The sequence below is a fragment of the Aeromicrobium panaciterrae genome, assembly GCF_031457275.1.
In the GTDB taxonomy this organism is placed as follows: Bacteria; Actinomycetota; Actinomycetes; order Propionibacteriales; family Nocardioidaceae; genus Aeromicrobium; species Aeromicrobium panaciterrae_A.
On sequence record NZ_JAVDWH010000001.1, the window covers coordinates 2286083 to 2298006 of the forward strand.

Sequence of the window (11924 nt, forward strand, 5' to 3'; positions counted from 1 at the left end):
GATTGTCACTCACGCGCGGGTCAGCAACCAGGCAGACGCGCCGCCAGCCAGTTCGTGACCTGGTCGAGCGGGATGCGCTCCTGAGTCATCGTGTCGCGCTCACGGATTGTCACGGCGTTGTCCTCGAGGGTCTCGAAGTCGACCGTGATGCAGAACGGCGTGCCGATCTCGTCCTGGCGGCGATAGCGCTTGCCGATGGCCTGCGCGTCGTCGAACTCGACATTCCAGAATCCGCGCAGCTCGGCAGCGAGTGCACGCGCCTTGGGCGACAGGTCCTCGTTGCGCGAAAGCGGGAGCACCGCAGCCTTGACCGGCGCCAGCCGGTGGTCGAGCTTCAGGACCGTACGGGTGTCAGTGCCGCCCTTGGCGTTCGGCACTTCCTCCTCGACGTACGCGTCGACCAGGAAGGCCATCATCGAGCGGTTGACGCCGGCGGCGGGCTCGATGACGTACGGCGTCCAGCGCTCATTGTTGGGCTGGTCGAAGTACTGCAGGTCCTTGCCGGAGTGCTCGCTGTGGGTCTTGAGGTCGAAATCCGTACGGTTGGCGATGCCCTCGAGCTCGCCCCATTCCGAACCCTGAAACTCGAAGCGGTACTCAATGTCGACGGTTCGTTTGGAGTAGTGGGACAGCTTCTCTTGCGCGTGTTCGTAGAGACGCAAGTTGTCGGGGTTGATGCCGAGGCCGGTGTACCAATCCATACGCGTCTGGATCCAGGTCTCGTGCCACTCCTCGTCCGTGCCCGGCTCGACGAAGAACTCCATCTCCATCTGCTCGAACTCGCGGGTGCGGAAGATGAAGTTGCCCGGCGTGATCTCGTTGCGGAAGCTCTTGCCGATCTGGCCGATGCCGAATGGCGGCTTCTTGCGCGACGTCGTCATGACCTGAGCGAAGTTGATGAAAATGCCCTGGGCGGTCTCGGGGCGCAGGTAGTGCAGGCCCTCGTCGGACTCGACCGGGCCGAGGTAGGTCTTGAGCAGCCCGTTGAACATCTTGGGTTCGGTCCACTCACCGCGGGTGCCGCAGTTCTCGCAGACGATCAGCTCCATGCCGACAGCATCGGGATCGTCACTGGACCCATCCTTTTTGGCCTTCTTCTCGACGTAGGCCTCTTGCAAGTGGTCCTGGCGATAGCGCTTGTGGCACTTCTGGCACTCGACGAGAGGGTCGACAAACGCAGCAAGGTGGCCCGACGCGTTCCAGACTGGCGTCGGCAGGATCACCGAGGAGTCGAGGCCGACGACGTCATCGCGGCCCTGCACCATCGAGCGCCACCACTGGCGCTTGATGTTGTCCTTGAGCTCGACACCGAGCGGGCCGTAGTCCCACGCCGAGCGAGTACCGCCGTAGATCTCTCCACATTGGTAGACGAATCCTCTGCGCTTGCTGAGGCTGATGACGTTGTCGACGGTCGATGCCATGAGAGATCCATTCCGGCTGGGTGTCGGCGGGCCATGCACGTCGTCGTGACGACGTACGCCCGAGGTGTTGAACCAGCAACGATATCGGTCGAGGCGGGGCACACCCTGACCGGGAGCCTGCGCCATGGAGAGAAGTTGACAATGATTCCCAAGTAGTTGAGAATCATTCTCATGAAGAAGCACCCCGCCCTGCTCGCGATAGTCCCACTCGTTGCCCTCCTTGCCGCTTGTGGTGCGGGCGCGAAGGACGATGGGAAGACCTCGGTCATCGCATCGTTTTACCCGTACGCATTCATCGCCCAGCAGGTCGGGGGCTCCTTCGTCAACGTGCAGAACCTCACCGCTCCTGGTGCTGAGCCGCACGACCTGGAGCTCAAGCCCAAGCAGGTCGCCGCCGTACAGGAAGCCGACCTGGTGATCTACCAGAATCACTTCCAGGCTGCCGTGGATAGTGCGGTCGACCAGGCTGGGCGCACCAAGAAGGACACCGTTGACGTTGCCCGCCTCATCACGCTCGACGCGGCGTCAGGCGAGGAGGGTGAGCACCACGATGCCGAGGACGGACACGACCACGATGAAGACACCGACCCGCACGTGTGGCTCGACCCTCAGAACATGCGCGTGATCACCAACGCCGTCGAAGTTCAGCTTTCCAAGGTGGACCCAGCCCACGCCGTCGAATACCGCGCCAACGCGGATCGGCTGCTCGCCAAGCTGGACAAGCTCGGCATCCAGTTCAAGGAAGGTCTCGCCGCCTGCCGCACTCGTACGATCGTCACGAGCCACGCGGCGTTCCACTATCTCGCCGCGCAATTCAACCTGACCCAGGTGCCGATCGCTGGCATTGATCCGAGCAACGAACCGTCCCCCTCCCAGCTCGCGGACATCACCAAGCTGGTCCGCAAGGACGGCATCACGACCGTCTTCACCGAGGAGCTCGTGAGCCCGGCCATCGCTGACACGATTGCCCGAGAGACCGGCGCCAAGACCGCTACGCTCGACCCCATCGAGGGACTGTCAGACGACACGAAGGACGAGAACTACGTGACGCTGATGGAAAAGAACCTCGCGACTCTGCAGAAGGCGAATTCCTGTAAATGAAGCCCCTTGTCGCGCGAGGTGTCACGGTCTCTTTCGAGGGCCGTGACGTTGTTCGCGGTGTCGACCTCGAGGTCGGCGAGGGTGAGTTCGTCGCTCTGCTCGGATCCAACGGCTCGGGCAAGTCGACACTGGTGCGCGCTGCCATCGGGCTCGTGCCGATGACCGCGGGAACCGTTGAGCTGTTCGGCACTCCCCTGGCTGACTTCCGCGAGCGTCGACGACTGGGCTACGTGCCGCAACGGTCTCGCGCAGTCGCTGGCGTGCCCGCGACCGTACGCGAGGTCGTGGCCAGCGGGCGGCTCGCCTATCGCCCATATGTCGGTCGCAATTCGTCCAAGGACAACGCCGCGGTCGCCGCGGCCATCGCCCGCGTGGGATTGGCCGACCGCAGTCGCTCCGCGCTCGATGAACTTTCGGGCGGTATGCAGCAACGTGCACTGATCGCGCGAGCCCTCGCGACCCAGGCCGAGCTGCTCGTGATGGATGAGCCCACCGCTGGAGTCGACCACGAGAACCAACAGGTGCTTGCCGAACTACTGGGTGCGCTCGTCAAAGAAGGCGCGTCCATCCTTCTCGTGGCACACGAGCTCGGGCCACTCCGACAGCTGATCGATCGTGCTGTCGTGCTTGATGCGGGCTCGGTCACGTACGAAGGACCCGTCGACGGCGTCGTGCACGAGGACCACTCTCATGTGCACCACCATGCAGAGCATGAGCGCAACCCAGGCATCCCCGGCGAAGGGGTGATCTGATGTTCGAGTTCCTCGACTACAAGTTCATGCAACTTGCGCTGGCAGCGGCGGTGTTCACCGGGCTCGCCGCACCAGCCATCGGCACGTTCCTCGTGCAGCGCCGCCTCGCCCTGTTGGGCGATGGTCTCGGCCACGTCGCGCTCACCGGCGTTGCTCTCGGCCTGCTCACCCACGTCGAGCCAATCGTCACCGCTGTGATCGTCGCGACGGTCGGTGCCGTCGTGATCGAACTGCTGCGTATGTATGCCCGTACCAGCGCCGACGTGGCACTGGCGATGCTTTTCTACGGCGGAATCGCCGGCGGCATTCTCATTGCCGACCTCGCCGAAGAGAGCGCGGCAACCCTCAACACCTTCCTGTTCGGCTCGATCACCACGGTCTCGGCCGGAGATCTCGTTCTCGTCGGGATCCTCGGAGCGATCGTGATCGCACTTTCGATCGGATTGTCGCCGCAGCTGTTTGCGGTGTGCCAGGACGAGGAGCACGCCAGGGTGAGCGGCGTACCGGTACGCGCCTACAGCATCCTGATCGCGATCCTCGCTGCCGTCACGATCACAGTTGCCATGCGTACGGTCGGCCTGCTGCTCGTATCGGCACTGATGGTCGTTCCCGTCGCAGCGTCGCAACAGCTCACCCGGAGCTTTCGCACGACCCATTTCGGCGCAATGGGCATTGGACTCGTCGCTGCTGTTGGCGGCGTCGTCGCCAGCTACCAGATCGATACCCAGCCCGGCCCGACGATCGTGATGATCGCCCTGGCGATCTTCGGCGTCTCGGCCTTCGTCGGAGCGCTGATGAGGCGATCACGCAGCCGTCGGCGCCAAGTAGATTACGTCTGAGGAGAAGTCATGGTTGAAGCACCGCGCAACACCCGTCAACGACGTGCCGTCGTGGCGATCCTCAACGACCTCGACGGGTTTGCCAGCGCTCAGGAGATCCACGACGCGCTGACCAAGCGCGGTGACTCGGTCGGCCTCTCGACGGTCTATCGCAGCCTCCAGGTGCTTGCTGAGTCCGCAGAGATCGATGCGCTCCGCAATGACGAGGGCGAAGTCCTCTACCGCCAATGCAGCGCGGGCCACCACCATCACCTCGTGTGCCGGTCCTGTGGCCGTACGGTCGAGGTCGAAGGTCCAACGGTCGAGCGATGGGCAGACAAGATCGCCGAGGAGAACGGCTTCCGCGACGTGTCGCACACGCTCGAGATCTTCGGCACCTGCAATGCGTGCGCATGACATGAGCGAGCGCCAGCGAGCTCATCAAGGGCATTGTCGTACGGCCACGGGCGACACGCTCACCGCACAGGATGTCTATGACATCTGGAAGATCCGCGATGCGGTGTTCGCGTTTGAGCAACACGTCGAGGACACCGATCCCGATGGTCGTGATCTCCTCCCGACGACAACTCACATGTGGCTGGCCGACCACCAAGGACCAACGAGCTACCTGCGCGTTCTGGACGACGGGCACGTACACCTTGGGCGGGTCTGCACTCGCCAGGATCAGCGAGGCCTCGGACTGGCGGGACAGCTCATGGCTGAGGCCACGCGCCTCTGGGGAGACCGCGAGATCGCCCTCAACGCACAGTCACACCTTGAGCGCTGGTACGAGTCGTTCGGTTACATGCGTTCGGGCGAAGACTTCGACGAAGCCGGCATCCAGCACACGCCGATGGTTCGTCCTGCCCCTTAGCCCGCTTCGATCACGACGTTGACCGCCTCGGTCACGTCACCCTCGATCGTCGTCGCGTAGTCGTTGAGTGCATCAGCAGCAGTCTGGAACTGCGCTGCATAGCTGAACGAGAAGCTCTTCCGATCGTCGATCCTGTTCGCGAGCAGCGTGGCTTGGTCAACGACGTACTGCGCGGCGTCATGGATCGTCGAGGCGAGCTTTTTCTGTCCCTTCGGGACCGGCACCGCGTCAAAGGCGTCTCTGGCATTCGCGAACGCCGGGATCAACCGAGATCGCACGACTCCGCTGCTGGTGATGACACTGGCGCCTACGTAGTCCGTGGCGCGCAGCTCGAGCAGCTTGCGCGCCTCAGCGATGAACGTCTCGGCAACTTTGGCTTCCTTGAGCTGGCGCCCGAGCCGCTTGTACGGACCCAGCAATGTCGACTTCACATCGACGGCTTCACGGTAGGTCGACGAGTTCTGCCGCCCATATGCCGTCGCCTTCGGCAGCTTCGGCGGTTTGGCGATCGCGGTGTTGAGGGCACGCGTGATCTCGTTGAGCTTCGTGGAGTCGGCGGCCTTGATCGACTTGGCCACGCCAGACTGGAATTCCGCTGCAGCCGACAAATAGTCTCGGCCAATCGCCTCTGCCTCAGCGACTTGCTCGTCCTGACGCTGGTTCTGCGTGATGACGAGGCCGCCAATCGCCGCGCCGACCACCAACGTGATCAGCACCGGCAGCACCATCGCTGCCCTTCGCGCACTCATGCTTCTACGCTAGCTAGTGGTCAATACGCGGATCCACGCCGTGCTTGCGCAGCCCGTACGTGAACGCGTCCACGAGCGCCTCCCACGAGGCTTCGATGATGTTGGCGCCGACACCAACCGTGACCCATACGTCCTTGCCGTCCGTGGTCTCGATCAGGACGCGCGTGATGGCGTCGGTGCCATGGCCCTGGTCGAGGATGCGTACGCGGAAGTCGATCAGGTGGAATCGAGCGACGTCGGGATAGACCTGTTCGATCGCCTGACGCAGCGCATGGTCGAGCGCGTTGACCGGGCCGTTGCCTTCGCCGATGACAGCGAGACGCACTCCCCCGGCGGTCAGCTTGACCGTGGCTTCCGACGACGCTTCTTCGCCACGAGCCGACTCGGCGAGCACTCGCCACGACTCGACATCGAAGTACGAAGGGCGAGCGCCTTCCATCTCCTCGGCGAGCAGCAGCTCGAACGATGCGTCTGCAGCCTCGAATGTGTAGCCGTCCTGCTCCATCTGCTTGACCCGGTCCGTCACCCGGGCAAGCCGCTTGGCGTCGTTGGCCAGGTCGTAGCCCAGCTCCTTGCCCTTGAGCTCGATCGTTGCGCGACCGGCCATCTCGGAAACCAGCAGGCGCATGTCGTTGCCGACCAGCGCTGGGTCGATGTGCTGGTAGAGGTTGGGATCGACGCGGATCGCACTCGCATGCAGTCCCGCCTTGTGAGCGAAGGACGACACTCCCGTGTACGGCTGACGAGCCGACGGCGGGTAGTTGGTGATCTCGGCGATCGCATGCGCGATGCGAGTGGCCTCGGCGAGCTTGCCCTCGGGCAGCACCTGCATGTCGAACTTGAGCTCCAGATTGGCGACGCAGGTGATCAGATCGGCGTTGCCCGTACGTTCGCCGTAACCGTTGATGCAGCCCTGCACGTGGGTGACTCCGGCTTGCACGGCAGCCATGGAGTTGGCGACGGCGCAGCCCGTGTCGTTGTGGGCGTGGATGCCAAGGCGTGCGCCGGTGGTGGCGACGTCCGTGACGATCTCGCTGACCCAATGAGGCAGCATGCCGCCGTTGGTGTCGCAGAGGATGACGACTTCGGCTCCGGCGTCAGCGGCGGTCGCTGCCACCTCGAGCGCGTAGTCACGGTTGGCGCGGTAGCCGTCGAAGAAGTGCTCCAGGTCGACGAAGACCCGCTGACCTTCCTCGCGCAGGTGGGTAACGCTGTCGCGAACCATGGCGAGGTTCTCGGCGAGCGTCGTACGCAACGCCAGCTCGACGTGGCGATCGTGGCTCTTGGCGACCAGCGTGACGACCGAAGCGCCGGACTCGCGCAGCGCAGCGACAAGCTCGTCATCCGCGGCGACTCCGTCAGCGCGGCGCGTGGCACCGAACGCAGCCAGTGTGGCGTGCTTGAGGTCAAGCTCCTTGGCGGCAAGGGCGAAGAATTCGGTGTCCTTGGGGTTCGAACCGGGCCAGCCGCCTTCGATGTAGCCGACTCCGAGATCGTCGAGATGCCGCGCAATGTGCATCTTGTCCTGCACCGAGAGGTTGAGCCCCTCCTGCTGGGCGCCATCGCGCATCGTCGTGTCGTAGACGTGAAAGTCGCTCACGTGCTGCTTGCCTGCCGTCACTGGTCAATCCTTCGTTGTGTCATCTCAGTCAATCCAACAGCTGTATCCATAAAAAATGCCCCCCATGGCAATGGGAGGCAGCGCGTCGGGCGTAGTTCAGTGCCCGGCGCGCCTGTCGATAATGATCGAGATGATCGTCATGTCGGCCAGTCTAGACTGAGCGATCTATGAGCGCCAGACCCGTACCGGTGCCGCGCGTCGTCACCATTGCGTACGTCGTGCTGACTGCCCAACCGCTGGATCGCGAGGATCTCGTCCCGTTGCCGGAGCGGTCGCTGCTGAGACTCCGCGGCAGCACGGTCAAGGACCTCAATCGGATGAGCGGCCTGTCGTACCAACGGCTCGTCTCGCGCAGCGTCAGCGCGGGCGCCGCACGGCTCGCTGCAGAAGAGGCGCTCCAAGAGGCGCTGACGATCGCCGACGAGCACGACGGCCTGGTCGTCGACCTTCAAACGCCACGGGTCGCCGATGCGCCCGAGACGTCCCCACGTCCGGCGTCAGCTCTGTTTACGTTCGAGTACGACCTCCAGGACGTCACCACGATCCGCACGCACGGACTCAACGTCCTCGGACTGCCGGAGATCATGGTGCGCGACGTCCCGGAGGACAAGCGTCAGATGTACGACATGGTTGTCGTCGGCCTGGTCCACCGCCTCCTCGACGAGTGGCCCCAGCATGATCCCGTCGGTCCCGCCCGCGTAACGCTGGGCGACATCGCCGCAGGCTATGACGGCGGCGACACGGCCGCGACCGAGCAGGGCGTCGGCATATTGATCGACTACGACGCGACAGAACACCTCCTGGACGTGTCGCTGATCGACGACCCAGCCACCTTGTTCGGGAACTGACATGAATGTCCACATGCAGGTCGGTCGGCGACGCGCACTCCGCGAGACCCTCGCTGCACTTCGCCCGCTGGAACCAACGTCAGTCGCAGTGGTGACGAGCCGGTCTCGTGGGCCTTGGATACGTCGGGCGCACCGCTGGTTCCCGGAAGCCAGCATTTTGGTTTTGTCGCCTGCTGGGCGCGCGTCTGCCGCACGGCCCGCGCTGCAGAACTCGAAGTTCGATGTGGTGATCGATGACGTCGCCTTCGCTCCGTCCGCCAAGACCATCTGGTGGATGTTGCGACAGGTTGAGGAGCACGGCGCCTACGTCTCGCTCGAGCGGGGCTCGAACCTTGTCGATCGCCTCGCCGAGGTCCAGGCGCCAGTCGACGCGAACATGCGCGAGACCGACCCTTCCTGGGCTCGCACAGCACAACTGCGAGGCGCGCTGGGCGAGGTCACGAGCGGGAAACACATCACCGTCGCCCGTCGACGAGGCCGTCGCTACCTGGTTGACCTGGCGGCCTTCGGCGACGTCTCGCAAGACAGGAGTCTGATCGATCTCGGGTACGTGCACAGCATCGATTCGGTCTGGGTGAGACGACAGGCCACCACCCCCGGCGTGCTAACTGTTCAGGTGAGCAACGAGGGCACGCGCTGGATCGATGTCGCCAAGATCAAGCTGACCGGCGCGAGGCACGTGGGTGTCGGACGCTTCGCCAGGCAGGTGTGGACACGACACGTGCGGCTGGTGAGTCCTGACGGCGTGGAGATCCGTGACGTCGAGGTGCGAGCACTTCCTGCTGAGAGCAGCTCGACCTTGAGACACAAGCTGGCGGTGTCGCAGCGCACCGACGGTTTCGGCGAACGGCTCAACGCCATGGTGGCCGCCATACGCCTTGCCCGGCTGATGGGACTCACCTTCCAGTACTCGTGGACAAACCGGTACGTCGACGACGCCTTGCACGCGATCGAGCCCGCCGCCAACATGTTCACGCAGGAGTTCCGCGACACGTACGAGGGCGAGAATGACTCGACCAACATCATCACGCTGGGGCCCGATGACCAGACCCTTGAAGAGCTGGACCGTCGACTCGTACGCGCGATCGGGCTCTCGTGCAAAAGCCACGGACTTGATCGGCACCTGTCATCGACGGACTTTCCCGAGCTAGCCGAGAACTATTCGCGCGAGTTCAGCGAGATCGGGTTCTCTGCCCAACGGCAAGCCGCAGTGGACGCGGCGCGTGAGCTGGACCTGGATGACGGCATGGCGGCAATCCATCTGCGCGGCGGTGACCTGATAGTCGGCTTCTTTCGCGAATCATCGCGGTTCATGTCCAAGGCGATGGCCCTCCCCGTCGCACGTGCGGCGGTCCGGCACCTACATGCGGAAGGCCGGACGGTTCTGGCCGTTGGGCAGGAGCAGGATGTGCTCGACGAGCTGCGAGACACCGAGGGCGTCATGAGCATCAATGACCTGGCGCAACCGACCTGGACCAGCAGGGCGGACAAGGCGCTGTTCGACCTCACCGTGATGACCCGCGCAGATCTGATGGTCGCGGCAACAAGTGGCTTCGCCCAGCAAGCTTCCAAGATCTCGGGGCGAGCCGTGGTGAATCCCAACGATCTGTTCTCTGCCGAGCAGCAGCACCGCCTCATCATTGATGACCTGACCCTCAACGAGAGTCGGTACCACCCGCTCCAGTCGGCCTACGCCTGGTGGTCCGCGTACCACGTGGTCCGACATTCCCTCGATGCCGCGGAGGCCTCGCGACTTCTCTCCGCGGCCGGCAGGCTTGACCCGCAGAATCGCCTCTACCCCATCGTCGAGGCCTCGTGGTTCTACCGCGATGGCCTTGTCGACCAAGGTGACGCCGTGATCGCTGATCGCCTGAGAGCAGAGTGGCGGCTCGACCGGAGGCTCTCGCTGCTCGACCTGTTTGCGTATCGCCGAGACAAAGAGAGCATGATCCCTGAGCAGATCGCGCTCTTTGAGCAGGTCGCCGACCATTCCGCGATAGCTCGCCTGATGCTGGCTTCCTGGGCACGCGTGCAACCCGACATAGGCCGCGCCCATCAACTCGCGACTGCGGCCGCGGCTGAGTTGTCTTCTGGCTTGTTGGCGGATCTGGACGTCGACCTTGTGGATGCGGTCTTCACCTCCACGCCGATCCAAGACCATCCGTTCAAGTTGGAGGAACAGACGCAGCAGATCGCCGACGCGACGGCAGCCTGGGAAGCCGCTACTTCGGCCGCGGAGCCAGATTCGCCAGCGTCTCAGGTTTGAGAATCGCCTCAAGCTTCTCGCGCGGCAGCAATCCGCGCTCTAGAACGAGCTCAGCCACACCGCGCCCCGTGGCCAGCGCCTCCTTGGCGACCTCGGTCGCGGCTGCGTATCCGATGTACGGGTTGAGCGCGGTCACCAGACCGATCGAGTTCTCGACCTCAGCGCGCAAAAGCTCCACGTTCGCCGTGATGCCGTCGACGCAGCGCTTGGCCAACACCAGCACCGCCTCACGCAGCCGGGAAAGGCCGGCCGACAGCGAGTAGCAAATGACCGGCTCAAATGCGTTGAGCTGAAGCTGCCCCCCTTCCGCTGCCATCGAGACCGTGACATCCATGCCGATGATCTGGAAGGCGACCTGGTTGACGACCTCGGGGATGACAGGGTTGACCTTGCCGGGCATGATGCTCGACCCGGCTTGCACAGCGGGGAGGTTGATCTCGTTGAAGCCTGCGCGTGGTCCGGACGAAAGGAGTCGCAGGTCATTGCAGATTTTCGAGAGCTTCACCGCGACGCGCTTCAATGTGCCGGAGTGCTGAACGAACGCACCACAATCCTGGGTCGCCTCGATCAGGTCGACCGCGCTCTCGAGCGGGAGCCCCGTGAGCTTGGCCAGGTGCCCACAGGCTGAGGGCACGTATCCCGCGGGCGCGTTGAGCATCGTGCCAATCGCCGTGGCGCCGAGGTTGATCTCGTGCAGCAGCATCACCGACTCGGACAGGCGCGCGCGATCCTCGCCGATCATCAACGAGTAGGTGCGGAATTCCTGGCCGAGCGTCATCGGCACCGCGTCCTGAAGCTGCGTTCGGCCCATCTTGAGTACGTCGTGGAACTCGTCGGCCTTGGCCGCGAACGAGGCTTCGAGCACTTCCATCGCGTCGAGCAAAGCGTGAGTCGCCATGATGATCGCGATCTTGACCGCGGTCGGGTAGACGTCGTTGGTCGACTGGCTGAGGTTGATGTGCTCGTTGGGGTGCAGCGTGTCGTAGTCGCCCTTCTTGTACCCCATCAACTCAAGAGCGCGGTTGGCGATGACCTCGTTGGCGTTCATGTTGGTCGACGTGCCGGCGCCGCCCTGCATCACATCAACGACAAAATGATCGTGCAGCGCACCCGAGCGGATCTCCTCGCAGGCACCGCGAATTGCTGCGTACCGCTCGTCATCGAGCAGCCCAAGATCATGGTTCGCAGCAGCGGCAGCCTGCTTGACCGCGGCGAGCGACTCGACGAGGTACGGGCTCACCCCGATGGGGATACCGGTGATGGGAAAGTTCTCCAACGCCCGCAGGGTGTGTACACCCCAGTAGACGTCGGCAGGAATCTCGCGGTCACCGATCAGATCGTGTTCGGTACGCGTGACAACAGACATGTGCGCCTCCAGTACAAGAGGCACATCGTTGGGCCTCTAGGCCGACACTAGGGCACGACAAGGCTCATTCCGAGCACCCGGTGACTGTACTGGCCAGTACAGTAAATT

Annotated in this window: 11 protein-coding genes; 7 read left to right on the forward strand and 4 right to left on the reverse strand. The window is 63.7% G+C overall.

Features of this window, described 5'->3' with window-relative positions; translation table 11 throughout:
• Positions 1 to 20: 20 nt before the first annotated feature.
• Positions 21 to 1421, reverse strand: a complete 1401-nt coding sequence (locus tag J2X11_RS11710) for a glycine--tRNA ligase (protein ID WP_309971098.1) — start codon at positions 1419 to 1421, stop codon at positions 21 to 23.
• A gap of 171 nt (positions 1422 to 1592) precedes the next feature.
• Between J2X11_RS11710 and J2X11_RS11715 the strand changes: the two genes are divergently transcribed.
• The 5 genes from J2X11_RS11715 to J2X11_RS11735 are packed head-to-tail and all read left to right on the forward strand — an operon-like array spanning position 1593 to position 4966.
• Positions 1593 to 2522: a metal ABC transporter substrate-binding protein gene (locus tag J2X11_RS11715; RefSeq protein WP_309971101.1), complete on the forward strand. Its 930-nt coding sequence runs from the start codon at positions 1593 to 1595 to the stop codon at positions 2520 to 2522.
• Positions 2519 to 3274, forward strand: a complete 756-nt coding sequence (locus J2X11_RS11720; protein ID WP_309971104.1) for a metal ABC transporter ATP-binding protein — start codon at positions 2519 to 2521, stop codon at positions 3272 to 3274. Before J2X11_RS11715 ends, J2X11_RS11720 begins: the two co-directional genes overlap by 4 nt.
• Positions 3274 to 4113 carry a metal ABC transporter permease gene (locus J2X11_RS11725; protein ID WP_309971107.1) on the forward strand — a complete coding sequence of 280 codons (840 nt, stop codon included), beginning with the start codon at positions 3274 to 3276 and terminating at the stop codon, positions 4111 to 4113. The genes J2X11_RS11720 and J2X11_RS11725 overlap by 1 nt, the downstream gene beginning before the upstream one ends.
• Positions 4114 to 4122: 9 nt before the next feature.
• Complete coding sequence (locus J2X11_RS11730) at positions 4123 to 4509, forward strand: Fur family transcriptional regulator (RefSeq protein ID WP_309971111.1); 387 nt, start codon at positions 4123 to 4125, stop codon at positions 4507 to 4509.
• A 1-nt stretch (position 4510) separates the two neighbouring features.
• Positions 4511 to 4966, forward strand: coding sequence for a GNAT family N-acetyltransferase (locus J2X11_RS11735; protein ID WP_309971114.1), 456 nt, complete (start codon positions 4511 to 4513; stop codon positions 4964 to 4966).
• Here the strand turns inward: J2X11_RS11735 and J2X11_RS11740 are convergent.
• Positions 4963 to 5715 (reverse strand): hypothetical protein, encoded by a 753-nt coding sequence (locus J2X11_RS11740; protein ID WP_309971116.1) that lies wholly within the window; start codon positions 5713 to 5715, stop codon positions 4963 to 4965. The two genes, J2X11_RS11735 and J2X11_RS11740, sit on opposite strands and share 4 nt — an antisense overlap.
• A 13-nt stretch (positions 5716 to 5728) precedes the next feature.
• A complete protein-coding gene (cimA, locus tag J2X11_RS11745; RefSeq protein WP_309971119.1) occupies positions 5729 to 7336 on the reverse strand; it encodes a citramalate synthase in 1608 nt (535 codons plus the stop codon).
• A 167-nt stretch (positions 7337 to 7503) separates the two neighbouring features.
• Between cimA and J2X11_RS11750 the strand changes: the two genes are divergently transcribed.
• Both J2X11_RS11750 and J2X11_RS11755 read left to right on the forward strand, forming a co-directional pair.
• Positions 7504 to 8184, forward strand: a complete 681-nt coding sequence (locus J2X11_RS11750) for a hypothetical protein (protein ID WP_309971122.1) — start codon at positions 7504 to 7506, stop codon at positions 8182 to 8184.
• Between the two features lie 13 nt (positions 8185 to 8197).
• Entirely contained in the window at positions 8198 to 10450 is a 2253-nt protein-coding gene (locus J2X11_RS11755; protein WP_309971126.1) for a hypothetical protein, read from the forward strand.
• On the opposite strand, the gene J2X11_RS11760 is transcribed toward J2X11_RS11755, so the two are convergent.
• Positions 10407 to 11816, reverse strand: coding sequence for an aspartate ammonia-lyase (locus J2X11_RS11760; protein WP_309971129.1), 1410 nt, complete (start codon positions 11814 to 11816; stop codon positions 10407 to 10409). The two genes, J2X11_RS11755 and J2X11_RS11760, sit on opposite strands and share 44 nt — an antisense overlap.
• Between the last annotated feature and the right edge of the window lie 108 nt (positions 11817 to 11924).

Bases quoted from the DNA above. Each gene is read 5' to 3' on its own strand.
- J2X11_RS11710 (WP_309971098.1), bottom strand. From the start codon at position 1,421: ATGGCATCGACCGTCGACAACGTCATCAGCCTCAGCAAGCGCAGAGGA.
- J2X11_RS11715 (WP_309971101.1), top strand. From the start codon at position 1,593: ATGAAGAAGCACCCCGCCCTGCTCGCGATAGTCCCACTCGTTGCCCTC.
- J2X11_RS11720 (WP_309971104.1), top strand. From the start codon at position 2,519: ATGAAGCCCCTTGTCGCGCGAGGTGTCACGGTCTCTTTCGAGGGCCGT.
- J2X11_RS11725 (WP_309971107.1), top strand. From the start codon at position 3,274: ATGTTCGAGTTCCTCGACTACAAGTTCATGCAACTTGCGCTGGCAGCG.
- J2X11_RS11730 (WP_309971111.1), top strand. From the start codon at position 4,123: ATGGTTGAAGCACCGCGCAACACCCGTCAACGACGTGCCGTCGTGGCG.
- J2X11_RS11735 (WP_309971114.1), top strand. From the start codon at position 4,511: ATGAGCGAGCGCCAGCGAGCTCATCAAGGGCATTGTCGTACGGCCACG.
- J2X11_RS11740 (WP_309971116.1), bottom strand. From the start codon at position 5,715: ATGAGTGCGCGAAGGGCAGCGATGGTGCTGCCGGTGCTGATCACGTTG.
- J2X11_RS11750 (WP_309971122.1), top strand. From the start codon at position 7,504: ATGAGCGCCAGACCCGTACCGGTGCCGCGCGTCGTCACCATTGCGTAC.
- J2X11_RS11755 (WP_309971126.1), top strand. From the start codon at position 8,198: ATGCAGGTCGGTCGGCGACGCGCACTCCGCGAGACCCTCGCTGCACTT.
- J2X11_RS11760 (WP_309971129.1), bottom strand. From the start codon at position 11,816: ATGTCTGTTGTCACGCGTACCGAACACGATCTGATCGGTGACCGCGAG.